Origin of the sequence: Methylobacterium sp. R2-1 (assembly GCF_014191355.1) — a bacterium.
Lineage (GTDB): Bacteria > Pseudomonadota > Alphaproteobacteria > Rhizobiales > Beijerinckiaceae > Methylobacterium.
Genome location: NZ_JACHWM010000007.1, coordinates 44,120 through 70,987 on the forward strand (window position 1 = coordinate 44,120; position 26,868 = coordinate 70,987).

22 protein-coding genes are annotated in these 26,868 nt (G+C 69.9%); 12 read left to right on the forward strand and 10 right to left on the reverse strand.

Going from position 1 to position 26,868, the window contains the following annotated elements; genetic code table 11:
• Positions 1 to 20: 20 nt before the first annotated feature.
• Positions 21 to 290: a 30S ribosomal protein S15 gene (gene rpsO / locus FHU13_RS11565; protein ID WP_003597553.1), complete on the reverse strand. Its 270-nt coding sequence runs from the start codon at positions 288 to 290 to the stop codon at positions 21 to 23.
• 310 nt (positions 291 to 600) lie between these two features.
• Between rpsO and FHU13_RS11570 the strand changes: the two genes are divergently transcribed.
• Complete coding sequence (locus FHU13_RS11570; protein WP_183435997.1) at positions 601 to 2,010, forward strand: amino acid permease; 1,410 nt, start codon at positions 601 to 603, stop codon at positions 2,008 to 2,010.
• A 310-nt stretch (positions 2,011 to 2,320) separates the two neighbouring features.
• On the opposite strand, the gene xth is transcribed toward FHU13_RS11570, so the two are convergent.
• The 5 genes from xth to FHU13_RS11595 all read right to left on the reverse strand — a co-directional run bounded on the left by xth (position 2,321) and on the right by FHU13_RS11595 (position 9,977).
• A complete protein-coding gene (gene xth, locus FHU13_RS11575) occupies positions 2,321 to 3,130 on the reverse strand; it encodes an exodeoxyribonuclease III (RefSeq protein WP_183435998.1) in 810 nt (269 codons plus the stop codon).
• Between the two features lie 68 nt (positions 3,131 to 3,198).
• Positions 3,199 to 3,669: a BLUF domain-containing protein gene (locus FHU13_RS11580; protein WP_409518496.1), complete on the reverse strand. Its 471-nt coding sequence runs from the start codon at positions 3,667 to 3,669 to the stop codon at positions 3,199 to 3,201.
• A gap of 17 nt (positions 3,670 to 3,686) precedes the next feature.
• Entirely contained in the window at positions 3,687 to 5,351 is a 1,665-nt protein-coding gene (locus FHU13_RS11585) for a putative bifunctional diguanylate cyclase/phosphodiesterase (RefSeq protein WP_183436204.1), read from the reverse strand.
• Positions 5,352 to 5,580: 229 nt separating this feature from the next.
• Positions 5,581 to 6,537, reverse strand: a complete 957-nt coding sequence (locus FHU13_RS11590; protein WP_183436000.1) for an outer-membrane lipoprotein carrier protein LolA — start codon at positions 6,535 to 6,537, stop codon at positions 5,581 to 5,583.
• 149 nt (positions 6,538 to 6,686) lie between these two features.
• The gene (locus tag FHU13_RS11595) at positions 6,687 to 9,977 is read right to left on the reverse strand and encodes a DNA translocase FtsK (protein ID WP_183436205.1); all 3,291 of its coding nucleotides are present in this window, start codon (positions 9,975 to 9,977) and stop codon (positions 6,687 to 6,689) included.
• Between the two features lie 405 nt (positions 9,978 to 10,382).
• Here FHU13_RS11595 and FHU13_RS11600 point away from each other — a divergent pair, with 405 nt between their 5' ends.
• Positions 10,383 to 12,455 (forward strand): NAD(+) synthase, encoded by a 2,073-nt coding sequence (locus tag FHU13_RS11600; RefSeq protein WP_183436001.1) that lies wholly within the window; start codon positions 10,383 to 10,385, stop codon positions 12,453 to 12,455.
• Positions 12,456 to 12,523: 68 nt separating this feature from the next.
• Here FHU13_RS11600 and FHU13_RS11605 read toward each other — a convergent pair whose 3' ends face one another.
• Both FHU13_RS11605 and FHU13_RS11610 read right to left on the reverse strand, forming a co-directional pair.
• Positions 12,524 to 12,988: a response regulator gene (locus tag FHU13_RS11605; protein ID WP_183436002.1), complete on the reverse strand. Its 465-nt coding sequence runs from the start codon at positions 12,986 to 12,988 to the stop codon at positions 12,524 to 12,526.
• 145 nt (positions 12,989 to 13,133) lie between these two features.
• Positions 13,134 to 14,234 carry a histidine kinase dimerization/phosphoacceptor domain -containing protein gene (locus FHU13_RS11610; protein WP_183436003.1) on the reverse strand — a complete coding sequence of 367 codons (1,101 nt, stop codon included), beginning with the start codon at positions 14,232 to 14,234 and terminating at the stop codon, positions 13,134 to 13,136.
• A 409-nt stretch (positions 14,235 to 14,643) separates the two neighbouring features.
• On the opposite strand from FHU13_RS11610, the gene FHU13_RS11615 reads away from it, so the two are divergent.
• The gene (locus FHU13_RS11615; RefSeq protein ID WP_183436004.1) at positions 14,644 to 16,080 is read left to right on the forward strand and encodes an AmpG family muropeptide MFS transporter; all 1,437 of its coding nucleotides are present in this window, start codon (positions 14,644 to 14,646) and stop codon (positions 16,078 to 16,080) included.
• Complete coding sequence (locus tag FHU13_RS11620; protein ID WP_183436005.1) at positions 16,077 to 17,003, forward strand: EcsC family protein; 927 nt, start codon at positions 16,077 to 16,079, stop codon at positions 17,001 to 17,003. The genes FHU13_RS11615 and FHU13_RS11620 overlap by 4 nt, the downstream gene beginning before the upstream one ends.
• Before the next feature lie 20 nt (positions 17,004 to 17,023).
• Here FHU13_RS11620 and FHU13_RS11625 read toward each other — a convergent pair whose 3' ends face one another.
• On the reverse strand, positions 17,024 to 18,235 hold the full coding sequence (locus FHU13_RS11625) for a hypothetical protein (protein ID WP_183436007.1): 1,212 nt from the start codon (positions 18,233 to 18,235) through the stop codon (positions 17,024 to 17,026).
• Between the two features lie 79 nt (positions 18,236 to 18,314).
• Between FHU13_RS11625 and FHU13_RS11630 the strand changes: the two genes are divergently transcribed.
• The 4 genes from FHU13_RS11630 to FHU13_RS11645 all read left to right on the forward strand — a co-directional run bounded on the left by FHU13_RS11630 (position 18,315) and on the right by FHU13_RS11645 (position 22,251).
• Positions 18,315 to 18,920, forward strand: coding sequence for an NnrU family protein (locus FHU13_RS11630; protein ID WP_183436009.1), 606 nt, complete (start codon positions 18,315 to 18,317; stop codon positions 18,918 to 18,920).
• Positions 18,921 to 19,016: 96 nt separating this feature from the next.
• On the forward strand, positions 19,017 to 19,727 hold the full coding sequence (locus FHU13_RS11635; RefSeq protein WP_183436010.1) for a tetratricopeptide repeat protein: 711 nt from the start codon (positions 19,017 to 19,019) through the stop codon (positions 19,725 to 19,727).
• A gap of 86 nt (positions 19,728 to 19,813) precedes the next feature.
• Positions 19,814 to 21,154 (forward strand): ribosome biogenesis GTPase Der, encoded by a 1,341-nt coding sequence (gene der, locus FHU13_RS11640; protein WP_183436012.1) that lies wholly within the window; start codon positions 19,814 to 19,816, stop codon positions 21,152 to 21,154.
• A gap of 191 nt (positions 21,155 to 21,345) precedes the next feature.
• On the forward strand, positions 21,346 to 22,251 hold the full coding sequence (locus FHU13_RS11645) for a sulfite exporter TauE/SafE family protein (RefSeq protein ID WP_183436014.1): 906 nt from the start codon (positions 21,346 to 21,348) through the stop codon (positions 22,249 to 22,251).
• A 105-nt stretch (positions 22,252 to 22,356) separates the two neighbouring features.
• Here FHU13_RS11645 and FHU13_RS11650 read toward each other — a convergent pair whose 3' ends face one another.
• A complete protein-coding gene (locus tag FHU13_RS11650) occupies positions 22,357 to 23,481 on the reverse strand; it encodes a carboxylate-amine ligase (protein ID WP_183436015.1) in 1,125 nt (374 codons plus the stop codon).
• A gap of 252 nt (positions 23,482 to 23,733) precedes the next feature.
• Between FHU13_RS11650 and mutM the strand changes: the two genes are divergently transcribed.
• The 4 genes from mutM to FHU13_RS11670 all read left to right on the forward strand — a co-directional run bounded on the left by mutM (position 23,734) and on the right by FHU13_RS11670 (position 26,579).
• Positions 23,734 to 24,633, forward strand: coding sequence for a bifunctional DNA-formamidopyrimidine glycosylase/DNA-(apurinic or apyrimidinic site) lyase (mutM, locus tag FHU13_RS11655; protein WP_183436017.1), 900 nt, complete (start codon positions 23,734 to 23,736; stop codon positions 24,631 to 24,633).
• Between the two features lie 222 nt (positions 24,634 to 24,855).
• Positions 24,856 to 25,071, forward strand: a complete 216-nt coding sequence (locus tag FHU13_RS11660; protein ID WP_183436018.1) for a hypothetical protein — start codon at positions 24,856 to 24,858, stop codon at positions 25,069 to 25,071.
• Between the two features lie 145 nt (positions 25,072 to 25,216).
• Positions 25,217 to 25,681 carry an Rrf2 family transcriptional regulator gene (locus FHU13_RS11665; RefSeq protein WP_183436021.1) on the forward strand — a complete coding sequence of 155 codons (465 nt, stop codon included), beginning with the start codon at positions 25,217 to 25,219 and terminating at the stop codon, positions 25,679 to 25,681.
• Positions 25,671 to 26,579, forward strand: a complete 909-nt coding sequence (locus tag FHU13_RS11670; RefSeq protein ID WP_183436023.1) for an NAD(P)/FAD-dependent oxidoreductase — start codon at positions 25,671 to 25,673, stop codon at positions 26,577 to 26,579. The genes FHU13_RS11665 and FHU13_RS11670 overlap by 11 nt, the downstream gene beginning before the upstream one ends.
• Positions 26,580 to 26,868: the final 289 nt, after the last annotated feature.

Sequence of the window (26,868 nt, forward strand, 5' to 3'; positions counted from 1 at the left end):
GAGGGACCGCGTGGGTTGCCTTAGCGGCGGATGCCGAGGCGCTCGATGAGGGTGCGGTAGCGCGCCTCTTCCTTGCGCTTCAGGTAGTCGAGCAGCGAGCGGCGCTGCGACACCAGCTTCAGGAGGCCGCGGCGGGAGTGGTTGTCCTTGCCGTGGGTCTTGAAGTGGGCGGTCAGGTTGGTGATCCGCTCGGTGAGGATGGCGATCTGGACCTCCGGCGAGCCGGTGTCCTTGTTGCCCTTGGCGTAGTCCTTGATGAGCGCGGTCTTGCGCTCTGCCGTGATCGACATCGCAGGCCTTTCAGATGGGGTTTGTTCGGATGCGCCGCCCGTGACGGGCAAGGCGCCTTGAAGCTCGCGGTCGGGCCGGTGCCGGGATGTCGTCCAGCACGGTCAGCCGCAAGCGGCACAAGCCCCGCCCGTCAGCCGGGTCGAGGCGGCGCGGACCATACACGAAACCGTGGGAAGTGCCAGTGCCGCCGGCTCCGCGGGCGACACCCGCTTCGGAGTGCCTCACGGTTACATCGCCTCATCCATGGCCTCACGACCGGCGCGGATTTCGCGTTGCCGGAGGCGACCCGCTCAAGGCACGCGAGACCTCATGCCCCATCCCGCCCTCGGCGCCCGCAAGCCCATCGCCGCGCTCATCGCCGACCATTCCGGCACGGACGGCCCCTCGCTCGCCAGAAACCTCTCCGCCTTCAGCCTCATCTGCATCGGCGTCGGGGCGACGGTCGGAGCGGGGATCTTCGTGCTCACGGGAACGGCGGCGGCCAACTACGCGGGGCCGGGATTGATGCTCTCTTTCGTGCTCGGGGCGGTGGCGAGCGGGCTGGTGGCGCTCTGCTACGCGGAACTCGCCGCGATGCTTCCGGTCGCCGGCTCGACCTACTCCTACACCTACGCGACGCTGGGGGCGCTGCCTGCCTGGATCATCGGCTGGGACCTCGTGCTCGAATTCGCCATGGCGGCCGCGACGATCGCCGTCGGCTGGTCGGGCTATGCGCAGAGCCTCCTGGCCGATGTAGGCCTGCTTCTGCCGGCGTGGCTCGCCGCGGCGCCGGGGGAGGGCGGGCTCGTCAACTTGCCGGCGGCCCTCATCACGCTTGCGCTGACCGCGCTCCTGATGCGCGACAATCGATCGGCCGCCCGAACCAACGCCCTGCTGGTGGCGCTGAAGGTCGCGATCATCCTCGCCTTCCTCGGCCTCGGTGCCCTGCATTTGCGGCCCGACCTGTGGCAGCCGCTGGTGCCGGAGAACGAGGGTCCGTTCGGCGCCTTCGGCTGGAGCGGCATCTTCCGCGGGGCCGGGGTGGTGTTCTTCGCCTATGTCGGCTTCGAGACCATCTCGACCGCCGCCGGTGAGACCCGCCACCCGCAACGGGACGCGCCGGTGGGGCTGCTCGGCTCGCTCGTCGTCACCGCGGCGCTCTACGTGGCTGTGGCCGCGGTGCTCACCGGCCTCGTGCCCTATCGCGAGCTCGACGTGGCCGACCCGATCGCGAAAGCGATGGCGGTGACCGGGCTGACCGGGTTCTCGGCGGCGATCAAGCTCGGGGCTTTGATCGGGCTCACCACGGCGGCGCTCACTGCGCTCTACGGACAGGCGCGGATCTGCTACGCCATGGCCCGCGACCGCATGCTGCCGGATGTCTTCTCGCGCATCGGCGCCTCGAGCCGGACGCCGTTCGTCGCTCAAGGCCTCATCGGCCTCGCCACGGCCGTCGTGGCCGCACTGGTGCCGATCGGAATTCTGGGCGAACTCGTCAGCATCGGCACGCTGTTCGCGTTCACTCTCGTCTGCGCGAGCGTGCTGATCCTGCGCCGCACGGAGCCTGAATTGGCACGGCCCTTCCGGGTGCCGGGCGGTCCGGTGGTGCCGGTACTGGGCATCCTCGCCTGTCTCGCCCTGATGGCGAGCCTGCCCGGCGACACCTGGCTGCGGCTGCTGGCTTGGCTCGGCCTGGGGCTGGTGATCTGGTTCGGCTACGGCCGTCGGCGGGTCGCCTGATATCGGGATTCCAAAGGGATCATCCCTTTGGCGGGGCGCCGGGGGCAGCGCCCCGGCGTCCCTTCACCAGGCTCTGCCCTGGACCCTTGAAAGGACTCGACCTTTCAAAACCTGAATTCGTTCTCGAACTCAGTAAGAGCGATGCTGCCCCGCGGCACGGCCACCGCCGTAGCGGCGACGCAGGTACGAGATGGCCTTGGGCAGGAGGAAGACGACGAGGATCTGGCGCAGGATCGAGCGCATCCGGTGAGCTCCATTTCGATGATTCGTGTTGGAGGCCAAATGCCTGAACCGCCCTCGGCGTTCCCGGCTAGAGTTCGAGGGCCAGCGTGACCGGGACATGGTCGGAGGGCTTCTCCCAGCCGCGCGCCTCGCGAAACACCTCGACCCGGCGCACGGTGTCGACGAGATCGGGCGAGACCCAGGCGTGGTCGAGGCGCCGGCCTTTATTGGCGAGCTCCCAGTTCGGCGAGCGATAGCTCCACCACGTGTAGATTTTTTCGGGCTCCGGAGTGAGGAGGCGCGCCGCGTCGATCCAGCCGGCCTCACCGCGCAGGGTCTCAAGGGCCTCGGTCTCGACGGGGGTGTGGCTCACCACGTCGAGAAGCTGCTTGTGCGACCAGACATCGTGCTCCAGCGGCGCGACATTGAGGTCGCCCACCAGAATCGCCGGGCCGGAGACGCGCCGGCCGGCCCAGGCGCGCAACTCGGACAGGAAGTCGAGCTTGTGCGCGAATTTCGGGTTCAGGTCGCGGTGGGGGAGGTCGCCACCGGCGGGCACGTAGAAATCGTGCAACACGATTCCCGCCGCCGGCCCTGCCTCGGGCCCGAGCACCGCCGAGATGTGGCGCGCATCCGCTCGCTCGCAGAAGCTCATCACGTCGCGGGTGATCAGGGGGAAGCGCGAGATGATCGCGACGCCGTTATAGCCTTTCTGCCCGGCGAAGACGATGTTCTCGTAGCCCGAGCCCTTGAACGCCTTGAGCGGGAACAGGTCGTCGGGGCACTTGGTCTCCTGAAGGCAGAGCACGTCCGGCTGCGCCTCCCGCAGAAAGCGCAACACGGACTCGATGCGCAGGCGCACCGAGTTGATGTTCCAGGTCGTGACGGTGAGGCGCACGGGGATTGCCTGAGGAGCGTGGCGAGGGATGCCGCCCCGTTAGCCCAACCCGCGCGTCTCGCAAACCGTCAGGCCGCGGCGGCCTCCTCCTCCAGGGCGAGGCCGTGCAGCACGGCGCACAAATTGTTTCCCGTCATCCGCGACAGGTCGAAGCCGCTCTCACCCGCCATGTCGCCGTAGAGCGCCGCGTCGGCCTGCGAGGCGCCGACAAAGGCCATCGACCATTCGGTGAAGAGACGTGTCTCCACCGCCTCGAAGGCGAGGAGCGAGACCTCGCCGTGGCGCTCGTCCTGCTGGATGCGCTCGAAGGTGGTCTCGACCGCCTCGCCCGGCCCTTCCAGCACCTGCGCGAAGCAGCCGGCGTTGAACATCAGCGCACCGGTCACGCCGACGCGGGCGTTGTTGGTGCGGCTCGCGGCGAGGATACCGCGGATCGTCTCGTTCATCGCCGCGGGGCCGCCGACCCGGTTGCGACTGTAATAGACGAGGCGGCGCAGATCTTGGTTCAACGAGTCTTGGTTCAACGCGGGCTGGCTCACGGGAGACTCCTGGCTCATCAGGCAGCGTCGGCGGGGGAGGCGACGGGAGAAGACGACAGCAGGGCAGCGGCCTGAGCCGCCGGCATCGGGCGCCCGGTCAGGTAGCCCTGGACTTCGGTGCAGCCCTCGGCGCGGATGGCGTCGAGTTGCGACGGTGTCTCGACGCCCTCCGCGGTGGTGCGCATACCGAGGCTGGCGCCGAGCCGGGCGATGGCCCGCACGATCGCCCCGCACTCGGCATTGCCTTCCATGCCTCGGACGAAGGATTGGTCGATCTTGATCTTGTCGAAGGGGAATTTCTGCAGGTAGCTCAGCGACGAGTAGCCGGTGCCGAAATCGTCCATCGAGATCTTCACGCCCAGCGCGCGCAGGCCGTTCAGCACGTCGAGCACGCTGTCGGTGTTCTCCAAGAGCGCGCCCTCCGTGATCTCCAGCTCCAGCCGGGCCGGATCGAGACCGGTCTGGGCCAGCACGTTCATCACCGTCTCGACCAGCTTGCCGCCGCGGAACTGCACGGGAGAGAGGTTGACGGCGATCGATGCGGGCTGCGGCCATGACGCCGCCTCGCGGCAGGCGGCGCGCAGGGCCCACTCGCCGATGCCGACGATGATGCCGATCTCCTCGGCCAGCGGGATGAACAGGGCCGGCGAGACCGGGCCGCGCTCGGGATGATTCCAGCGCAGCAACGCCTCGAAGCCGGTCACCGCCCCGGTCTCCAACTGGATCTGCGGCTGGAAGGCGAGATCGAACTGCTTGAGGGCGAGCGCCCGGCGCAGGTCGATCTCCAGGCTGCGGCGCGCCTGCATCTGCGCGTTCATCGCCGGCTCGAAGAAGCGGTAGGTGCCCCGACCCTCGGCCTTGGCCCGATAGAGGGCGAGGTCGGCATGCTTCAGGAGGTCGTCGGCGCCGCGGCCGTCGACGGGAGCGACGGCGACGCCGACGCTGACGCCGACATTGAGCATGTGACCGTCGACGACGTAGGTGCGGCCGACCAGATCGACGAGGCGGCGCGCCAGGGCCTCGGAAGCCTGGGGCTGCTCGGCACCGGCCTGGAGGATGGCGAATTCATCGCCGCCGAGCCGCGCGACCACGTCCCCGCTGCGGGTGGCCTTGCGCAGGCGCTCGGCGACCTTGCGCAGGAGCGCGTCGCCGACCGGGTGGCCGAGCGTGTCGTTGACGGCCTTGAACCGGTCGAGGTCGAGCATCAGCACCGCGAGCGGTGCACCCGTCCGGTCTGCCTCGGCGAGCGCCGCGTGAAGGCGGTCGTGCAGGCCGACACGGTTGCAAAGGCCGGTGAGCGGCTCCTGCCGGGCCAGAGCCGCGCCGCGCAGCTGCTCGGTCACGTCCTCGAAGGTGAGGGCGAAGCCGCCGGCCGAGAGCGGCGCGAGCGCCGCCTCGACGCGCCGGTCACCATCCAGGGTGAGGCGCGCCCGGGCCGGGCGGGTCGCGCGCACGGCTTCCAGAACGGGCTCACCCTCCGGCTCGGCGGCCCCGGATTGCGCCAGCAGGACGGGCAGGGAGAGGCCGACCGGTTCGGCACAGGACAGCAGCGCCGCGGCGCGGGCATTGGTGAAGAGGACGGTTCCGCCCGCGTCGAGCAGGAGGAGGGGGGCGGCCATCTCGGCGAGCGCCGCCTCGAACGGGAGGGAAACTGGAAGCGACGGAGCGGCGAGGGCGGACATGAAGGCGGGCATGCGGCCGGACAGCGTCCCATGAAGGCCGCCCCTCGTGGGCGGTTGCCCTATTGGCCTGCCGCCCTCTCAACGGATGTTTAAAGCAGGCGCCTGCCCAAGCGTATTCCTGCTGTTATGCCGAGAATTTGAATGCCTACGGCATAGGGTGTCGCGATCCATTGCAACAGGGCAGCGTCGAGATCAACCCATGTTGCTTTCCGTAGCCTCTGCCCTCGGCTCAAGGATTGCGGCCGTCGATCCGCTGCTGCATCGCCTTGTCCTCGGACCGGCCGTAATTGATGAAGAACAGCGATCCGTCGACCGCCTTGCCCTTCTGCAGGTTCGAGAGCTGCACCGTGGTGAGGTAGCCCTGCGGATCGGTGATCCGCCACTGCGACAGGGTCTTCATCTCGGCATCGAAGTAGAGCTGGATCTTCGAGGTGCCGCCCAGCGTCGAGCGGTCCTCCAGCCCGATCCGCACGCCGCCCGGATCGTTGGTGACCTCGCTTACCGTGAGGTCCCGGGCGAGGTCGATCTTGTCCCGCAGCAGGAATTTCAGCGGTGTCTGCGAGATGAAGTAGAGATCCTGGGTGTTGAGCTTGCGATCGCGCACCGCGACCGAGGTGCCGTCGGCCACCACTTCGAGCGGCGAGGGCTGGTCGTACTCGAAGCGCAGGTGCCCAGGCTTGGCGAGCGTGAGCTTGCCGCCGATGCGGCGCCCATCGGCGCCGATCTGGATGAACGAGCCGGTCAGCGTCTGGAAGCCGTTGAAGTAGGTGTTGGCCGCCGCCACGATCGTGGTCGGATCGGCGTCCTGCAGCGAGGCACCGAGACTGGGCGCTCCCACCGCCGCGACCCGCGTGCCGGAATTAGCGGCCGGCGTCGTCGGGGTAGCCGCGCCGGGCTTGGCCGCCGCCTTGATGCTGCCGGTCTTCTCGGCGGGTTTTTCCGCAGACTTCTCGGCCGCCTTGTCCGCTCCCTTGTCCGCGCCTTTGCCGGGCTTGGCCGCCGCCTTCTTGGCCGGGGCCGGGGCGGCCTCCGGCTCGGGGGCCGGGGGCGGCGCCGGCTCCTCCTTGCGGCCGAACAGGCCATCGAGGAAGGAGGAGACCTGGGCGCTCGCCGGCTGCGGCTGGAGCGCCAGCGCGGCGACCACGAGCAGCGGACCGGCGGCGGGGTGGAGGCGTCGGCCAGTCATCGTGTGGGCATCTCCGAAAGCTTGCGGGCGCGCGGGGCTCTTGCCGTCCCGGTGCGGACGCGCGGGCTCGGCAGCGCGTCCGGATGTCATGTCTGGCGATAGAGCCGGCCCCTGTGGCGAATATGCGACGGGGGCCGGATCGTTAAGGGTCACTCGTCGTCGTAACCGCCGGACGGGGCGCCCGTGAGGCCCTCGACCAGGATCTCGCGCTTGCCGGCGTGGTTGGCCGGGCCGACGATCCCCTCGATCTCCATCCGCTCCATGATCGAGGCGGCGCGGTTGTAGCCGATCTGGAGACGGCGCTGGATGTAGCTCGTCGAGGCCTTGCGGTCGCGCAGCACCACGGCGATGGCCTGCTCGTAGAGCTCCCCGCCCTCGGCCCCGGCGGTCGCCGCGAAGGCGCCGATGTCGAAGACCGGCGCATCCGGCTCCTCGGCTTCCGCGAAGTCGTCCTTCTCGGCCTTCGCCGCGGCGCGCGAGCCCTTGGCCGGCTTCTCCGGCTGGTCGGAGGAGCCGTCATCGGCCGTGACGGCTTCCAGATAGGACGGCCGGCCCTGCGCCTTGAGGTGGGCGACCACCGTCTCGACCTCGGAGTCCGAGCAGAACGGCCCGTGCACGCGCGTCGTGCGCCCGCCGCCGGCCATGAACAGCATGTCGCCCTGACCCAGCAACTGCTCCGCGCCCATCTCGCCCAGGATGGTGCGGCTATCGATCTTGCTCGTCACCTGGAAGGAGATCCGGGTCGGGAAGTTCGCCTTGATCGTGCCGGTGATGACATCCACGCTCGGACGCTGCGTCGCCATGATCAGGTGGATGCCCGCCGCGCGCGCCATCTGCGCCAGCCGCTGGATCGCCCCCTCGATGTCCTTGCCCGCCACCATCATCAGGTCGGCCATCTCGTCGACCACGATCACGATGTAGGGCAGGGCCGAGAGATCCATCTCCTGCTCTTCGAACACCGCCTCACCGGTGGTGCGGTCGAAGCCGGTCTGGACCGTGCGGGTGATGGTCTCGCCCCGCTCGCGCGCCTCCTTCATCCGGGCATTGTACCCGTCGATGTTGCGCACGCTGATCTTGGACATCTTCTTGTAGCGCTCCTCCATCTCGCGCACGGCCCATTTGAGGGCGATGACCGCCTTCTTCGGGTCGATGACGACGGGGGAGAGCAGGTGCGGGATGCCGTCGTAGACCGACAGCTCCAGCATCTTGGGATCGACCATGATCAGGCGGCACTCCTCCGGCTTGAGCCGGTAGAGCAGCGACAGGATCATGGTGTTGATGGCTACCGACTTGCCCGAGCCCGTGGTGCCGGCGACCAGCAGGTGCGGCATGCGGGCGAGGTCGGCGATGATCGGCTCGCCGCCGATGTTCTTGCCGAGGCACAGGGCGAGCTTGTGCTTGGTCTCGACGAAGTCGACCGAGGCCAGCAGCTCGCGCAGATACACGGTCTCGCGCACCGGGTTCGGCAGCTCGATGCCGATCACGTTGCGTCCGGGGACGACGGCGACGCGGGCGGAGACGGCGGACATCGAGCGGGCGATGTCGTCCGACAGACCGATGACGCGGCTGGACTTGGTGCCGGGCGCCGGCTCCAGCTCGTAGAGGGTGACGACGGGACCGGGGCGCACCGCCAGGATGTCACCGCGCACGCCAAAGTCCTGCACGGTCTGCTGGAGGTTGAGCGCGTTCTGCTCCAGCTCGTCCGCATCGACCTCCTCGCCGTCGGGCAGCGGCGGCTCGGCCAGCAATTCGAGCGAGGGCAGTTCGTAATTGGCATTGCCGACGAACGACGCCTCCAGGTGGCGGCCGGCGGGGATCAGCATCGGGCGCTCCGGCAGGATTGCCCGCGGACGGTTTTCCGGCTCGGCCTCGACGGCGGCCATGGGCTCGGCGGCCTCCTCCTCGAACGTGTACGCGCTCTCCTGAGCCGCCTCGTCGATCGCCTCCTCCACTGTCTCGATGACCGGCTCCTCGGCCGGCTCGGCCTCGGTGCCGGGCTTGGTGCGCAACAGGACCGGGCGGGCCGAGATCGTCAGCGGCGCCATCGCCTGCGGGGCAGGGGAGGGGACCTGCGGTGACATCGGCATCGGGGCCTGCATCGGGACCGGACGGGCCGTGACCTGGTGCACGGTGAAGGGCGCAGGCGCCGCGACGGCGACCGGGGCAACCGCTTGCGGGGCGACATAGGCAGCGGGCTGAATCGCGGCTTCGGCGAGGGCCGAACGAGCAGAACGGATCGCGGCGCGGGCGGCCATGGCGTTCAGCACCGGGCGCGGCGCGGCGGGCGCGACCGGCTCGGCGACCTCGACCATCGACTCGGCCGGGCCGAACCAGCCATGCAGCGCCGACCAGTCCGGCACGTCCGACCAGTCGGACGGCTCGGCCGGGACCGGAGGGATGAAGGGCGCGTACATCCCGGCGAAGGGGGCGGGAGCCTCCGCCGCTTCCACCGCGACGGGGATGGCCGTCGGCAGGCTCTCGGGCGCGGCGGCCACGAGGCGCTGCTCTTCGAAGCGCGGCTCCTCGAACCGGGTCTCCTCGATTGCTGGCACGGGCTGCGGCGCGACGCCGGTGCCCGGCATCGGAACGACGGGCTTTGGCCGACGGTCGGGCGTGCGGAAGAAGCTCACTCCCGGCGGCGGCACGAACGGGCGGCGCCAGCTCGGCACTTCCGAGGCGGCCTGCTCGGCGCGCAGCCGCGCGGCCTCGGTTTCCTCGGCGACCGTTTGCGCCGCGCGCTCGGCGGCCTCGCGCTCCGCCGCTTCGCGGGCTCGCTGCGCCTCCAGCGCCGCGGCCTCGGCAGCGGCCTGGGCGTCGAGCAGGGCCTGGGCCTGGGCCCGGGCCTGCGCCTCGCGCTCGGCCTCCAGCGCTTGGCGCCGACGCTCCATCAGAACGGTGTCGGGCGTGCGGGTGAAGCGCACCGCCTCGGGCAGGGGCGCCTGCGGTACGCCGTAGGACCCGCCCGGGAAGGTGGCCTGGGACGCGGGCAGGGCGGGCGGGACCGGAACCGCGCCGGTCTCCGGGGCAATCGCCGCCGGGCGGCGCGGCGTGCGCACCAGGACGCCGGGACCGGAGGCGCGGGGATCGATGCGGCTCTCGAACGGCATCTCCGGCCCGCCGTCGTAAGAGAGGGACTGACCGGGGTGAACAGGGGCGGGCATTTCGAACAGTCCCTCCTCCGTCGCGGGCGCCCAAGCCTCCGAAACCCGGGCCTCCGAAACCCAGGCCTCCTGCCCGGCTGGCATACGGCCGAGCATCGCGCCCGGCGGCACCAGCCAGCTCGGCACGCTGCCCGCGTCGAAGCCCTCGGCGCCGTGCTGCGGCAGGGCCGGATGCGGCAAGGCATGGGGCAAGGCATGGGGCAAGGCGTGCGGCAGCGCCCGCGGCGGAGCCGGGGGAGCGCCGGCGATGCGCCGGGCGAGATTGGAGCGCAGGCTCATCAGCCGATGGGCGATGCCGCCGATCGACCGGTCCAGGCGGTCGCCGCCGCGGCTCGGCCGCGACGGATCTCGATGGGAATGGGGAGGCCGTCCCGATGCGCGCATGATCTGTGAGATGACTCGAAACAAGGTCCGGCTCCTGCGGAGCGGTTCGAGCCCCAAGCTAGGCGGATCGTCGTTAACGAACGCTTGCCCTCCCCTCCTCCGGATCGTCCCGGTCCGCCGGTGCAAGCGGGGCGCGAACCGGATATCATCGAGCGCGGTTGGCGCTTTGCGATGATTTTTCGAGACCCTGTGACAGACGGCGGCCCGGTCGCGGTCGTGTCACGAATCAGGCTCGGGAAATGACGTTCCGAGAGGCACTTGGCAGGAGTTCCTGCCGTATCAGGTGAGCTTCGAGACCCGGTGACGACTCCGAGCCAAGAACCCGTGAGCCCGAAGAACTTCCGCTCGCTCTATCGCCACGGCTTCGCCCGCGTGGCGGCCTGCACCGGACGCAGTCATCCGGGTGATCCGGCAGCCAATGTCGAGGACATCCTCGGGCTCGCGCGGCAGGCGCACGGGGCCGGCGCGGTGCTCGCGGTCTTCCCCGAGCTCTGCGTGTCCTCCTACGCCATCGAGGATCTGCTGCTGCAGGCGACCCTCCTCGATGCGGTGGAGGCAGGCGTCGCACGGCTGGTCGCCGAGAGCGCCGGACTGACGCCCCTGCTCGTCGTCGGCGCGCCCCTGCGCTGGCGCAACCGGCTCTACAATTGCGCCGTGGCGATCCGGGGCGGGCAGCTCCTCGGCGTCGTGCCGAAGAGCTACCTGCCGAACTACCGGGAGTTCTACGAGAAGCGCCACTTCGCCTCGGGCGCCGGGATTTTCGGCGAGACGATCCGCCTGGCCGAGCGGGAGGCGCCGTTCGGCACCGACCTGATTTTTTCCGCCGACGATCTGCCGGGCTTCCGCCTCGCGATCGAGGTCTGCGAGGATCTCTGGGTGCCGCAGACGCCGGGCATGGAGGCGGTGCTGGCCGGGGCCACGGTCATCGCCAACCCATCGGGCAGCCCGATCACCGTGGGCCGGGCCGATTCCCGGGCGCTCCTCACCCGCGCCGCCTCGATGCGGGGCCTGTGCGCCTACGTCTACGCGGCGGCCGGATCGGGCGAATCCACCACCGACCTGTCCTGGGACGGGCAAACCAGCATCGACGAGAACGGCGTGCGGCTGGCGGAAGGCGAGCGCTTCCCGGCGGGGCCGGTGGTGACGCTCGCCGATATCGACCTCGACCTGATCGCCCAGGAGCGGCTCCAGGCCGGCAGCCTCGACGACAACGCCCGCCAGCAGGGCCTGCGTCCCTGGCGCACGGTGGCCCTCCGGCTCGACCCGCCGCAGGGTGATCTCGGGCTCGAGCGCCGGGTCGAGCGCTTCCCCTTCGTGCCCTCCGATCCGGCGCGCCTCGCGCAGGATTGCTACGAGGCCTACAACATCCAGGTCGCCGGCCTTGCCCAGCGCCTTGCCGCGACAGGAACGAAGCGGGCGGTGATCGGCGTCTCCGGCGGCCTGGACTCGACCCACGCGCTGATCGTCGTCGCGAAGGCCTTCGATCGACTCGGCCTCCCGCGAAAAAACATCCTGGCCTATACCCTGCCGGGCTTCGCCACCTCTGACGAGACCAAGACCAACGCCCACGCGCTGATGCGGGTGCTCGGCACCACTTCGGAAGAAATCGACATCCGCCCGGCCGCGCGGCAGATGCTGACCGATATGGGACACCCGTTCGGGCGCGGGGAGGCGGTCTACGACGTCACCTTCGAGAACGTGCAGGCGGGACTCCGCACCGATTACCTGTTCCGGCTCGCCAACCAGCACGGTGGGATCGTGATCGGCACCGGCGACCTCTCGGAGCTGGCGCTCGGCTGGAGCACCTACGGCGTCGGCGATCAGATGAGCCATTACGGCGTCAACGCGGGCGTGCCCAAGACCCTGATCCAGCACCTGATCCGCTGGGTGATCTCGTCCGGGCAGCTCGGCGAGGAGGAGAATCGAACGCTGGGGGCGGTGCTCGACACCGAGATTTCCCCCGAGCTGGTGCCGGCCTCGGAGGGCGAGGGGCCGCAGAGCACGGAGGCCAAGATCGGACCCTATGCCCTGCAGGACTTCAATCTCTGGTTCACCCTGCGCCACGGCTTCCGACCGTCGAAGATCGCCTTCCTCGCGCTCCACGCCTGGAAGGACGCGCAGAGCGGCGACTGGCCCCCGGACTTTCCGGTGCCTAAGCGCGTCGCCTACGACCTGCCGGAGATCCGGCGCTGGCTCGGCGTCTTCCTCGACCGCTTCTTCCGCTTCAGTCAGTTCAAGCGCTCGGCGCTCCCCAACGGACCCAAGGTCTCGGCCGGCGGCTCCCTCTCGCCCCGCGGCGACTGGCGCGCCCCGTCGGATGCCAGCGCCAGGGCCTGGCTCGACGAACTGGAGCGGAACGTGCCGAAGGCGTAACGACGCCCGGCAACCGGGCCGCTCCCGGCCGCCGGATGGCGGGAGGCGCCATCGCCGTCAGGGCCGGTTCACGGTGCTCCGCCGGTCCACGTCCCGCCGCCCGCTTCCGGGGCGAGATGGAAGCCGTCGAGGGTCTCGACGGAGGGCGTCCGCCCAGCCCGGCGCTGGGCGACGTAGTCGAGAACGCCGGCCACGGCACGCTCGGAATAGGGCTTCGCGATCACGCCGAGGGCCCCGGCGAAATCCGACGGGATGCGTTTGGCGTTGGCGGTCATGAACACCACCGTGACCCGCGGGTCGCTGCTGAGCTGACGGGCCACCTCCACCCCGGTCGGCCCGTCGACGAGATGGATGTCCACGAGTGCCACGTCCGGCTGCGCGTTGTGGCCGAGCGCGATGGCATCCGCCGAGCAGCCTGCCACGCCGACGCTGACATGGCCGAGGTCTTCCAGGAGACATTCCAGTTCGAGGGCGATCAGCACCTCGTCCTCGACAACGAGGATACGCAGGGGCGCCTCCCTCACCTCTGACATCGCGGCTCTCTCGCCTTCGTTTGTCTCCTCGAACCACCCATATCCGCCGGATTCGCGCTGAGCGGAACCGGCGCCGTGCGGTGAGGGATCCGTTTGCGGTGGAGACCGCCCGGCCGACGCGCGGACGAACCGATCGACGAACCGATCACGGTGTGTCGGCCCTGGTGAGCGGGATGGTGATCGCGATCCGGGTGCCGGGCTCGGCATCCGACCATTCGAGGGTTCCGCGCAACTGGCGCACCACCATCTCGACGAGGGTTCGGCCGAAGCCGGCGGGGTTGGGGGGCGCCGAGGCCATGCCGATACCGTCGTCCTGGATGACGAGGTGCATCCCCGCCTCGCAACGATGCGCCTCAATGGAAACACGCCCGCGGCGCTCCTCCGGGAAGGCGTGGCGCAAGGCGTTCGTCGCCAGCTCGTGGATCAGCAGGGCCAGCGGCGCGGCCAGGGCGGCCGAGAGCGCCAGCGCCTCGATCTCGGTCTCGATCCGGGTGCGATCCTCGTCGAGGCCGGACGCGAGATCGGCGATCAGGTCGGCGGTGAATTCCCTGAAGTCGAAGCGGGAAACGTCACCCTCCGAGTAGAGCATCCGGTGGGCGGTCGAGAGGGCGCCGATCCGGTCGGCCATGGCCTGAAGCGCGTCGCGGGCATCGCCCTCGGGCGTGCGGCGCGCCTTCAGCAGCATCAGCGAGGAGATGACCTGAAGGTTGTTCTTGACCCTGTGATCGACCTCGTGGAGCAGCGCGGTCTTCTGTTCCAGGGCCGAGCGCAGGTCGGCGGTGCGCTCGCTCACCTCGCGCTCCAGTGCGTCGTTGGCATTGCGCATGGCCAGTTCCAGGCGGTGCTTGTCGGTCATGTCGGCCTGGGCCGAGAAGAAGAACAACACCTGGCCCGCCTCATCGCGGACGGGGTTGATCGTCATGCCGTTCCAGAACGGCGTCCCATCCTTGCGGTAGTTGAGCAGCTCGCCCTCGAACGGCCGGCCGGCACGGAGCGCCGCGCGCATCGCATGCACCACGTCCGCGTCGGTGAGGGGGCCCTGCAACAGGCGGCAATTGTGGCCGTAGAGCTCCTCGCGGCCATAGCCCGTAAGCGCGAGGAAGGCGGCGTTGGTCCACACGACCGGGTTGTCGCCCTGCCTCGGATCGGTGACGACCATGGGTGTCGGGCTTGCCTCGAAGGCTGCCGCAAAGACCTCCACCGTGACCCCCGAAGGCAGACTTGCTCCTTTGGAAAAACCCGTCATTGCTACGCCGACACAGGCGCGCCGCGTTTGATCGCGACGCGCGAACCGGAGTCACCCGACGCAATCCGCAGCGTCCGGCCCCGCGACTCAAACGAGCCCGGCCCTCCCCCGTTCCGCGCTGCCCCCCACGGAGTGCCTCGGTAGTCCGACATCGTGCGGGGCTCCGTAATTACGCTTCCGTCAACCATGTTCGCTCATAAGGAGTGCCGGATTCCGCGGCTGCGCTTCCCCGGCAAGGGAGGCGACGGGGCTGGCGGGCGCAAGGCCGCCATGTTTTCCGCGGAGTCGTATCAAAGATGCGCGAGCGAACGATGCGCGAGCGTCCGGGCGATCGGCTGTTCGCGGCGTCTCAAGGTCCCATGAAACCCCGCACCCGCCTCCGGGCAAAGGCTCCAGGGAGTTCCACGCAATGGCGGCGGAAGCAGCGACCCCCGAAACGCCGGAGAAGTCGAAGCCGCGCAAGCTGCGCCTGCGCGACATCACCGAGGACCGGCGCGTCGCCCAGATGCTGGCGCTCGGCTTCTCCTCCGGCCTGCCGCTCCTGCTCGTGCTCGGCACCTTCACCCTGCGGCTCGCCGATTCCGGCATCGATATCAAGACGATCGGCCTGTTCAGCTACGTCGCGCTGCCCTACTCGCTGAAGTTCCTCTGGGCGCCCTCGATCGATCGGGTCGACGTGCCGTTCCTCGCGGCCCGCCTCGGCCGCAAGCGCGCCTGGATGGTGACGACGCAGGTCGCCACCGCCCTGGCGTTGGTGCTGATGGCCTTCGCCGACCCGAAGGATCAGCTCGCGCTCATCGGCCTCGGGGCCTTCCTCGTCGCCTTCTGCGCCGCTACCCAGGACGTGGTGATCGACGGCTGGCGCATCGAGGCCGCCGGCACCGATCTGCAAGGGATCATGGCCGCCACCTCGAACCTCGGCTACCGGTTCGGGCTGATCCTCGCCGGCGCCGGCGCGCTCTACGTCGCGGCCTATGGCGGCTGGACGCTCGCCTATCTCTGCATGGCCGCGCTGATGGGCGTCGGTCTGATCGCGGCGCTTCTCGCCACGCCCTATGACCGGCCGCGCGAGGCGGCGACGGGCAAGCGCGACCTTCCGACTGCCGTGCGCCGCGCGGTGCTGGAGCCGCTGACGGAACTCCACGCCCGGATGGGCAACGCCCTGTTCGCGGTGCTGGCGCTCGTCGCTCTCTACCGGATGCCGGATTTCGTCTCCGGCGTGATGGCCAACCCACTCTACATCACGCTCGGCTACGGCAAGGCGGAGATCGCCACCATCGTCAAGCTGTTCGGCATCTGGGTCGGGATCGCCGGCGGCTTCGCGGGGGGCTGGTCGATCGCCCGGCTCGGCATGTTCCCGACCCTGGTGATCGGCGCCTTCATCGCTGCCGCCTCGCACCTGTCGCTGGCCTGGCTCGCGCTCGGCGAGCCGGAGCAGTGGCGCCTCGCCATTGCGGTGTCGATCGAGAGCCTGTGCGGTTCCTTCGCCGGCATCGCGCTGATCGCCTACATGTCGAGCCTGACCACGCCGGGCTTTGCCGCCACGCAATACGCCCTGTTCTCCTCGCTCTACGCCCTGCCGGGCAAGCTGGTCGCCGGCACGTCCGGCTTCGTTGTGGCGGCCTACGGCTTCCCGGCCTTCTTCGCGATGACCGCGGCGGTCGGCATTCCCGTGGTCGCCCTTTGCTTCGCCGTCGGCCGCATCCCGCAGCGTACGGCGCCCGCCGAATCGCCGGCAGAAGCCGCGCCCGAGACCGTGCCGGGGAACCCAACCGGCTCCCTCGGTCTTGCCTCAGCCGAAGCCAGCCCCGAGATTTCGCCAAAAGCCGCGAGGGCGCAGACGTGAACGACCTTGCCGTTGTCGGAGAAACCCTGCCGGTCCCGATCGACCCGCCGGCCGGAAAGCCCCTGTCGGAAGAGGACCGTGCCGCCTTGCGGCGCGCCGTGGCCGTGCTGGAGAAGCCGGGTCTCGCTGCGCGGCTCTCGGCAGCGGCGGGCGCCCCCCTCGACATGATCGGCCGCGCGCTGCCGGCTCCCATCACCGAGACGGTGGCCAGTGCCACGGAAGGCGCGATGCGCACGGCCCTTCGGGTCGCGCTGGCCACCCTGCCGGACAAGGACGTGAAACCCGCAGGCACGGCGCTGGAGCGCATCGAAACCGAGGCCGGCGGGCGGCTGAGCCGCCTTCTCGGATCGAGCGACACCCGCCACAAGGCGCTCGCCGCGGTGACCGGTGCGGTCGGCGGCGTGCTCGGCCTCGCGACGCTGGCCGTCGAGCTTCCCGTTTCCACGACGCTCATGCTGCGCTCCATCGCCGAGATTGCCCGGGAGGAGGGCGAGGATCTGAGCGACCCTGAGAGCGCGCTCGCCTGCGTGCAGGTCTTCGCGCTCGGCGGACGGGCCGGCGCCGAGACGACCGTCGCCGACAGCGGCTATTTCGCGGTGCGCGCGGCACTGGCCAAGACCATGTCGGAAGCCGCTCGCTACGCCGCCCACCGCTCGCTGCTCGATGCCGGCGCGCCGCCGCTGGTGCGGCTCACCGCGCAGATCGCCGCCCGGTTCGGCCTCGTCGTCTCGCAGAAGGTCGCGGCTCAGGCCGTGCCGGTGATCGGGGCGCTGGGCGGGGCTGCCGTCAACGCCGCCTTCATGGACCACTTCCAGTCGATGGCCCGCGCCCACTTCACCGTGCGCCGGCTCGAGCGGGCCTACGGCAAGGACGCCGTGCGCGCGGCCTATCTCGAGGAGAAGGCGGCGCTCGGCCTCGGGTGAGGCGGGCGCTCAGGGCGGCGTCACGGCCACACCTTGATCGACACCGGCCGCCGCACGAGGTCGCGATCAGAGGTGATGGCGCAGCCCTCTATGCGCAGGGTCACGAAGGTGAGGAGCGCGCTTTCGCCGACATCGTCGAAGTTGCGGCCCTTCGCGCCCGGATCGAGCAGGGACGGGTAGGCGATCAGCCTTCCCTTGGCCTGGCACGGATCGTCGTACAGCGTGGCCCCGGCCAGCAGCAGCCGCGGCACGTCCCAGGTCAGCAGGTCGTTCGAGGTGCTCCAGTAGAAGCCTGATTCCGCGAATGCGCCGCCCTTGGCCGCCATGAAGACGGCGATCCAGGCTCCCGTGTCACGGTGGCGCACCACCGCGCCGACGGGCGCGGGAAACGGCGCGATCGGCCGGCAGGTATCGGCGAGCTTGACCGTCTTGCGGTAGGGGTCGGGGAAGGCGGCGGTGAAGCCGGTGCCGGTCCAGGCGCGCCAACTCGTAGGGTCGTTCGGCCGGTCGGTGCGGAACAGGCAGACGCCCGCCGCCTGATCGCTGCCGGGCCGGTCCCAGCCCGTGGTCGAGGCGAGGAAGTAGCGGTGCCGCCCCTCACTGACGATGTTGGAGGGGTTGAAGAAGCCCCGGTGCCGGCCCTGGCCCTCTTCCTGCCGGAACGGCGCGCCCGCCACCACCGTGGGCGGCGGCGTGCGGGTGAAGCTGCGCCCGCCGTCGCGGGAGAAGGCCGCCGTGACCGTATTGTACCAGCACTCCCTATAGACCTTGGAGCGGCAGCGGCCCTCGTGCTCGTTGGCCTGATACTCGTGGTGGAGGAGAGCGGCGACGGTGTTCCCGTCCTCGGTCCAGGTGGCGGTGATCCAGGACCGGTCGTCGTAGAGCGCCGGGTCGGACTTCTCGCCGGAATCGAGCACCACGCGGCAATCGATCTTGAGATGATCGAAATCGGGGCCGCGCAGGGCGCGGTTGCGGTAGTGCAGGCCGTAGAGCGCAATCTGACCCGACGCGTCGCGGAAGGCGCGGGCGGGCGCGTCGGGGACGTCGGCGCCGTCGCAGGCATCGCGGGTGGCGGAGAACAGCGTCCGCTCCGGCCCCGTCAGGGTGAGCGCCGAGAGCGGCGGCTCCGAGGCGGCGCTGGCCGGCGGCGGCACGGGGCCGCAGGAGAGCGCGAGCGTCACGGCGAGGAGGCGGGCGAGGGGGCGAGCAAGGGGACGGGACGATCTGGACATCCCGTCAGGATTGCGTTTTGAACCGTTACAGGGAGCTTGTCCGCATCCGCCGGAGCGAGCGCCGTCCACAGGCTGCCCCATGCTGGTTCTGATCCTCGGCCTCGTGCTGTTCCTCGGCACGCACGCCTTCTCCATGGCCCGCGCCCGGCGCGCGGAGGTGATCGGCCGGATCGGCGAGGGTCGGTTCAAGCTTGGCTACACCCTGCTCTCGGCGCTGGGCCTGATCCTGACCGTCTATGGCTACGGCCTCTACCGGCAGGAGGGCATGATCCCGGTCTGGTCGCCGCCGCTCTGGACCCGGCATCTCGCGGTGCTCTTGACCCTGTTCGCCTTCATCAGCCTCGCGGCGGCCTATCTGCCCGGCCATCTCCGCGCCCGGCTCAAGCACCCGATGCTGCTGGCCGTGAAGATCTGGGCGACCGCCCACCTCCTGGCCAACGGCGATCTCGGCTCGATCCTGCTGTTCGGCTCCTTCCTCGCCTGGGCGGTGGCCGCCCGCATCAGCGCCAAGCGCCGCGCGCTGACAGTGGGGCAGGTCGCGCAGCAGCACGGCGGACAGGCCGCCCCGGCCGGTTGGCGCAACGACGCCATCGCCGTGGTCGTCGGCGTCGTGGCGTGGTTCGTATTCGGCAAGGTCCTGCACCCGCTGCTCATCGGCGTCGCCGCTTGGCCAGGACAGGCCTGAGCCCCCTATTCGCCAAAGCGGGGACGCTGTGCTAGGCGCCCCTGACAAGACGACGAGCGAGGCGAGAGCGCTCCGCAAGGGGCGCCCGGATTTGTCATGGCCGAGAACAACGAGTTCATCCGCGAGGTCGATGAGGATTACCGCCGCGACCAGATCGCCAAGATCTGGAAGCGCTACAACGCGCTGATCATCACCCTGGCGATCCTCCTCGTGGCCGGCGTCGGCGGCTTCAATTACTGGCGCCACGCCGAGCGCACCCGCGCCGAGGCGGCCTCCGAGCGCTACGATCGGGCCAACCGCCTCGCCAAGGACGGCAAGGCGGAGGAGGCGGACCGCGACTTCGCCGCGATCCGGACCGATGGGCCGGGAGGCTACGCCCTGCTCGTCCGCTTCCGCCTCGCCGCCGAGGCGGCCAAGCGCGATGCGGCTGCCGGGGCGGAGGCCTACGACAAACTCGCCGCCGATACCGGCATCGGCGATTCCCTGCGCGACCTCGCCCGCCTGCGCGCGGCCCTGCTGCGCCTCGACGGGTCCGATCCGAACGCGGCTTTGGCCAGCCTGCAGGGGCTTGCCGCCCCGACCAACGCCTACCGCCACACCGCCCGCGAGATGCTCGGCCTGACCGCGCTCAAGCGCGGCGACATCGAGGGCGCCGGCCGCTGGTTCGACCAGATCAGCGCCGACGCCGAGACGCCCCAGGGCCTGCGCCAGCGGGTCGAGGTCTACGAGGCGCTGGTCGCCGGTGGCCCCGTCACCGTGACGGAAGCCAAGCCCGAGAACGCCGCTCCGCCGCCGATCACCCGCTGACGGCGCGGCCGGAACCGCCTATCTTCGAAATGGATGTTGCGCGTCGGGCTCCCCTGCCCGCGCGCCTGACGAGACTGTTGTTTCCCATGGATCTGCCGACCGTCGCGATCGTCGGACGCCCGAATGTCGGCAAGTCGACCCTGTTCAACCGGCTGGTCGGGCGCAAGCTCGCCCTGGTGGATGACCGGCCCGGCGTGACCCGCGACCGCCGCGAGGGCGAGGGCTTCATCGGCGATGTCGCCTTCCGCGTCATCGACACCGCCGGCCTGGAGGAGGCAGACGCCGATTCGCTGCTCGGCCGGATGCGCGCTCAGACCGAGGCTGCGATCCTCGAAGCCGATGCGGTGCTGTTCGTGATCGACGCCCGCGCCGGCGTGCTCCCCGCCGACCGGCCCTTCGCCGAACTGGTGCGCCGCTCCGGCTGCCCCGTCATCCTCATCGCCAACAAGGCGGAGGGCGGCGCCGGGATGGCCGGCGCCTACGAGGCCTTCTCGCTGGGCCTCGGCGATCCGATCCCCTTCTCCGCCGAGCACGGCGAGGGCCTGGGCTCGCTGCAGGATGCGCTCCGCGAGGTTCTGCCCGAACCCGACGAGGAGGACGAGGACGGGGAGGGCGGCAAGGGCCTGCGCGTCGCCATTGTCGGGCGCCCGAACGCGGGCAAGTCCACCCTCATCAACCGGATGATCGGCGAGGACCGCCTGCTGGTCGGCCCTGAGGCCGGCATCACCCGCGATTCGATCTCCCTCGATTGGGAGTGGCGCGGGCGCCGGATCAAGCTCCATGACACCGCCGGCATGCGCCGCCGGGCGCGCATCGACGACAAGCTGGAAAAGCTCGCGGTCTCGGACGGCTTGCGCGCCGTGCGCTTCGCCGAGGTCGTGGTCGTGCTCCTCGACGCGACGATCCCGTTCGAGAAGCAGGATCTCACCATCGTCGATCTCGTCGAGAGCGAGGGCCGCGCCGTGGTGATCGGCCTCAACAAGTGGGATCTCGTCGCCGACCAGCCGGGCCTGCTCAAGACCCTCAGGGAAGACTGCACCCGCTTGCTGCCGCAGGTGCGCGGCGTCTCGGTTGTACCGCTCTCGGGGCTCGCCGGCGACGGCATCGACAAGCTGATGCAGGCCGTGGTCGATGCCTCCGAGGTGTGGAGCCGGCGCGTCTCGACGGCGCGGATCAACGCGTGGCTCACCGACGCGCTCCAGCGCAATCCGCCGCCCGCGGTCTCGGGCCGGCGCATCAAGATCCGCTACGCGACCCAGGTGAAGAGCCGCCCGCCGCACTTCGCCCTGTTCGGCAACCAGCTCGACGCCCTGCCGAAATCCTACACCCGCTACCTCGTCAACGGCCTGCGCGAGGCCTTCGACCTGCCCGGCACGCCGATCCGGCTGTCGCTGCGCACGTCCAAGAACCCGTTCGACAAGAGCTGACGGCTAGCGGCCGGAGGAGGCGGATTGTTCCCGCCGCCGCTTCGGCGCGCCACGAAGAAAAATCATCCTTTCAGGAACCGATTGCGGAGGGATTCGCTCTCTTCAAGGGCTGATCATCGGGAGTCCGAGCCCTTGCCCGTTGCGTGCAGGTTCTTAGCTTTTCCCTCTCTTCCCGAATGGATCTTCTCCCGATGGCCGGGCCGTCTTCCGCCGCAGCCGTGCGGCTGACGAAGCGCACCACGCCGCGCACGCTCGCTCTCATGGGGCTCGTTGCCTTGGTCGTGATCGCTGCGGCGGCGCTGCCCCTGCTCGCGTATGGCCTGGATGCCGGCTCGGTCCACGCAGTGACCGAGGGGCTGACGAGCCGCGGCTTCTGGACCGCCGTCGCGGTCGGGCTCGCGGCGCAGACCGTCGATGGCGCGCTCGGCATGGCCTATGGCATCACCTCGACCACCTTCCTGCTCTCCACCGGGGTGCCACCGGCAGCGGCCTCGGTGCATGTCGCCGAGATCTTCACCACCGCCTTCTCCGGCCTCTCGCACTGGCGGCTCGGCAACGTGGACGGGGCGCTGTTCCGGCGCCTGCTCATCCCCGGTGTGATCGGCGCAGTGGCGGGCGCGACCCTTCTCACCTCGGTCGATGGCGAGGTGATCAAGCCGTTCGTCTCGGTCTACCTGCTCGTGATGGGGCTCACCATCCTGTCGAAGGCGTTCCGCACCCTGAAGACCCGCCGCGAGCCGCCACGCGCCGTGGTGCCGCTGGCGCTCGGCGGCGGCTTCGTCGATGCAATCGGTGGCGGCGGGTGGGGGCCGGTGGTGACGACGACGCTGGTCGGTGCCGGGCAGGACCCGCGCACCTCGATCGGCTCGGTCAACGCGGCGGAGTTCTTCGTCGCGCTGGCGAGCGGCCTGTCCTTGACCCTGCTCGGCGGGCTGACCCACTGGACCACCATCGCCGGCCTCGTCGTCGGCGGACTGTTCGCCGCGCCGATCGCTGCCTTGTTGGTGCGGGTGATCCCGGCGCGGGTGCTGATGGTCGTGGTGGGGCTCCTGATCGCGAGCTTGAGCCTGGTGAACCTCGCCGGGCTGTTCGGCTAGCGCACCGTCCTGAACGTCAGATCCGGGACGGTGCGCTCGCCGCTTGTTCCGGCATCGTCGTTTTCCGAAAGCCGGCGACCACCTTTCGGGACAATGCTCTGACCCTCACCCGTCGCGCGTGGTCTCGGCGAGCCAGTCCACCACCGCGTCGAGGGCTTGGCGGTTGCTGGTGTCGCCGCCGCGGGTCGCCTCGAAGGCGGTGATCTGTCGGTCGGCGCTGGTGCCCTCGCGCAGGATGCGGCGGGCATCGGCGACCTCCTCGGTGCAGCCCAGCGCCTCGGCATCCTCCGCGATCAGCGCGAGCAGCGTGTCGAGGGAGGTCTCGAAGGAGAACGCCTGCTCGGACGCCTCATCGATCAGCTCGGCCTCGATCCCGCTGCGCTGGGCCCGCCACAGGTTCTCCGCCGCGATCGCCCGCGAGACGCCGGTGAGCCCCGCATTGATGTCGGGCCGGCGCTCGACCAGCCGCACGAGGCAGCGGAACAGCGCCGCCACCACGATGGCGTCGGCGAGCCGCGTGCAGGAATCGGCGATGCGCAGCTCGAGCGTCGGGAACTTGATCGAGGGGCGCAGGGACCACCACAGGAAGCTCGCATCCTGGATCGAGCCGGCATTGGTCATGATGCGCACGTAGCGCTCGTAAGCCGCCGCGTCGCCCATCAGGTCGGGCAGGCCGGTGCGGGGCAACTCGCCGAAGGCACTGAGACGGTAGGCGGCGAGCCCCGTCGGCTTGCCCTGCCAGAACGGCGAGGAGACAGAGAGGGCCAAGAGCAGGGGTTGGAACGGCAGCAGCCGGTCCATCAGCGCCACGCGCCGGTCGGGGTCGGCGACCTCGACATGGACGTGCATGCCGCAGATCAGGCTGCGCCGCCCGGCGAGCCCCACGTCGCGCAGGATGCCGCGGTAGCGGTCACCCTTGGTCGGCAATTGCCGCGCCCAATCGGCGATGGGGTGGGTGCCGGCGGCGAAGACGAGGAGCCCGTGCTCGCGGCCCAGATCCGCCAATGCCTGCCGCTGCTCCAGCAGGGCGGCATGGGCGGCTGCGAACGCCGTGGAGGGCGGGGTGCAGACCTCGACCTGGCATTGCAGCAGTTCGCGCCCGATCTCCGGCAGACGCTCACCGGCCGCCTGATGGAACGGCTTGACCGAGCGGCGCGGCGTGCCGCGGGTCTCGGCGTCGGCGAGGAAATACTCTTCCTCGATCCCGAACCGGTAGGGGTGGGCGCTCATGCCGTGCTGACTCCGACGACCGGCTGACGCGCTCTCACCGGAGGGGAGGCCGGTCCGGCCAGAGAGGCGCGCCGAAAGGACCTTGGCCGGGAGCAAGCCGTTAGCCCTGACAACGGTTCCCGGGGAAGCTTTGCCGGAAGCGCGACACCGTGGCCACCCGGTACGGTCCGGCGGGGCTCGCGCCGGGGGCGGGGAGGGCGCTACAGCTCTCTTGTCCTCTCTCTTGTCCTCCGCCGCTTTTCGCTCGCGACCATGCCCGAACTGCCCGAAGTCGAGACCGTACGCCGAGGCTTGGCCCCCGCGATGGTCGGTGCGCGCGTCTCCCGCGTCATCCTGCGCCGGCCGAATCTGCGCTTCCCCTTCCCCGAGCGCTTCGCCGAGCGGCTGGAGGGCGCCACCGTTCTCGAACTGGTGCGCCGGGCCAAATACCTGACGGCGCATCTCGATTCCGGCGAGAGCCTGATCCTGCATCTCGGCATGAGCGGGCGTTTCGACGTGCGGCTGCCCGACGGCTCGAATCTCTCGCCGGGCGACTTCTACCTCGAAGGGGCGCTGGGCCAGCCCAAGCACGACCACGTGGTGATGGCCTTCGCCAACGGCGCCACCGTGACCTACAACGACACCCGCCGCTTCGGCTTCATGGACCTCGTGGCGACGCGCGACCTCGAAACCTGCCGCCATTTCGCCGGCATGGGCGTCGAGCCGCTCTCCGACGCCCTCGACGCGGCGGTGCTTGCGCGCCTGTTCGCGAGAAAGATCACGCCGCTGAAGGCGGCGCTGCTCGACCAGCGCCTGATCGCGGGACTGGGCAACATCTATGTCTGCGAGGCGCTGCACCGCTCGGGCCTCCACCCGGCCCTGCCGGCAGGCGCGCTCGCCAAGCCCGACGGTTCGCCGACGCCGAAGGCGAAGAAACTCGTCAAGGAGATCAAGGCCGTGCTGACCGAGGCGGTGGCGGCCGGCGGCTCAACCTTGCGCGACTACGCCCGTCCGGACGGGGAGCGCGGCGCCTTCCAGCACGGGTTCCGCGTCTACGACCGGGTGGGCCATGCCTGCCCGACCAAGGGTTGCGCCGGGCGGGTCGGGCGGATCGTGCAGGGCGGACGCTCGACCTTCTTCTGCGAGACCTGCCAAGTCCTGCCGGCGCGGTAAGGTCTGCACGACGGAGCCGCCGGTTTCATCCCGCTTATGTTTGCTTGAAATTCGACGCTCATTCTCCGCTCTTCAGGTCACGCGCCGCGCGAATGTTGAACGGTTCAGGGCCGCAATGCGTTCTCAGCTTTGCCACAACACGGCAAAGCCCGTTTCCGCTCTTCCGGTTTGCCGGCCGTCCGCGGCGGCCTTCCGAAGGGCCTAACGACACGGAGGAACACCATGCGCGCCATCAAGCTGCTCCCGATTCTCGGCCTGCTCGCCCTCGGCCTCGCGGCCTGTAAGGACGAGAAGAAGGATACCACGGGCACGACCACGCCTCCGGCCAACACCACGACCACTGCCCCCGCGACGCCGCCCGCAACCCCGCCGGCCGCCGGCCAGACCACGGCGCCGACCAACCCGCCCGCTGCGAACAAGCCCGCCGGGCAGCCGTAGTTTCTGTGATTGTCCGACATTGCCCGGTCGGTGACCGGGCGACGTGAAATGAGGAAGGCTCGCCGGGAGGCGAGCCTTCTTGCGTTCGGGGGCATGCCACCCAACGCGCTTGACAGCTGCTCGGTCATGAAACATGTAAAGTTACATGAGGCGAGACAGCAAGCTTTCGGGCGTCCTCCACGTGCTCCTGCACATGGCCGAGATCGAAGGGCCGGTGACCTCCGAGTTCCTGGCCGGCGTGATGCAGACCAATCCCGTCGTGGTCCGGCGCATCATGGCGGGCCTGCGCGACCGGGGTTACGTCCACTCGGAGAAGGGGCATGGCGGCGGCTGGCGGATCGCCTGCGATTTCGAGGCCGTCACCCTGCGCGACATCTACGACGCGCTCGGCGCGCCCGAAATCTTCGCCATGGGCAACCGGAGCGAGGCGCCCGGCTGCCTCGTCGAACAGGCGGTCAATGCCGCGATGGACGAGAGCTTCCGCGAGGCGGAGGCGCTTCTGATGGCGCAGCTCGGCCGGGTCACGCTCGCCACGCTCAGTGCCGACTTCCATGCCCGCCTCGCGGCGCGCGGCGGCGACTTCAACCTGGAGACGGCCCATGCGGTATGATGCGATCATCGTCGGCGGCAGCTTCGCTGGCCTCTCCGCAGCGCTCTACATCGCCCGAGGGCGCCGCAGGGTCTGCGTCATCGATGCCGGCGCGCCCCGCAACCGGTTTGCCGCTGCTTCGCACGGCTTCTTTGCGCAGGACGGCGAAAATCCCCTGGCGATGATCGCGACCGCCCGCGCGCAGCTCGCTAGCTACCCGAACGCGACCTTCATCACCGGGGAGGCGGTGTCGGCCCAGGCGCAAGGCGACGGTTTCGCCGTCTCGCTGGCCGGGGGGCAACGGCTCGCGGCGTCCAAGCTCGTTCTTGCCTTCGGCATCAGCGATATCCTGCCCGACCTTCCCGGACTGGCGGAGCGCTGGGGCGCGAGCGTGCTGCACTGCCCCTACTGCCACGGCTTCGAGTTTTCCGGGCGCGTCCTCGGCGTGCTGTTTGCCGGCGCCATATCGGTCCATCAGGCCGAACTGGTCGCGGAATGGGGGCCGACCACCCTCTTCCTGAACGGGGGACCGGCACCAGATGCGGACGCCTGCGCGCGGCTCGCCGCCCGCAATGTCGGGATCGAACCCAGCCCGGTCCGGGCGCTCGCGGGCGAGGGACGTGCCCTGTCGGGGCTCGTCATGGCAGATGGCCGGACGATCCTGCTGGATGCCCTCTTCGTCGGCCCCCGGTACCGCCTGAACAGCCCGCTCGCCGAACAACTCGGCTGCGCCGTGGATGAGGGCATGCTCGGGCCGGTGATCCGCACCGATGCGATGAAGGAGACGACAGTTCCCGGTGTCTACGCGGCCGGGGACGCGGCACGGTCTCCGCACAGCGTGGCCTGGGCTTCGGCCGACGGCGTGACGGCCGGCGTGGCGCTGCATCAAACGCTGGTGTTTCCGCGTCTGGCGGCGTGAGGGGCAGGCGGCCGATCGGACGAGGCCGGGCCTCGGGACCGGCGACCGCGGTGCCGATCCCCAGCCCTCGTCATGGACCTGCGGCAAACCGTTCTTGTTTTTATCCGAGGTGGCCCTGTCTCGACGCACCCTCGCCTTGCAGGCCGACACCGAAGACGAGACGGCCCAAGTCCAGTGTGATCCCCCTTCTATCCGAACGACTGATTTCGGCTTGTCAGCGATTGTCGCGGCGATCAGTTTGGAGGCGGCCTCGGCGCGATTCTCTTTGCCCGAGCCGTCCTTGATGGGA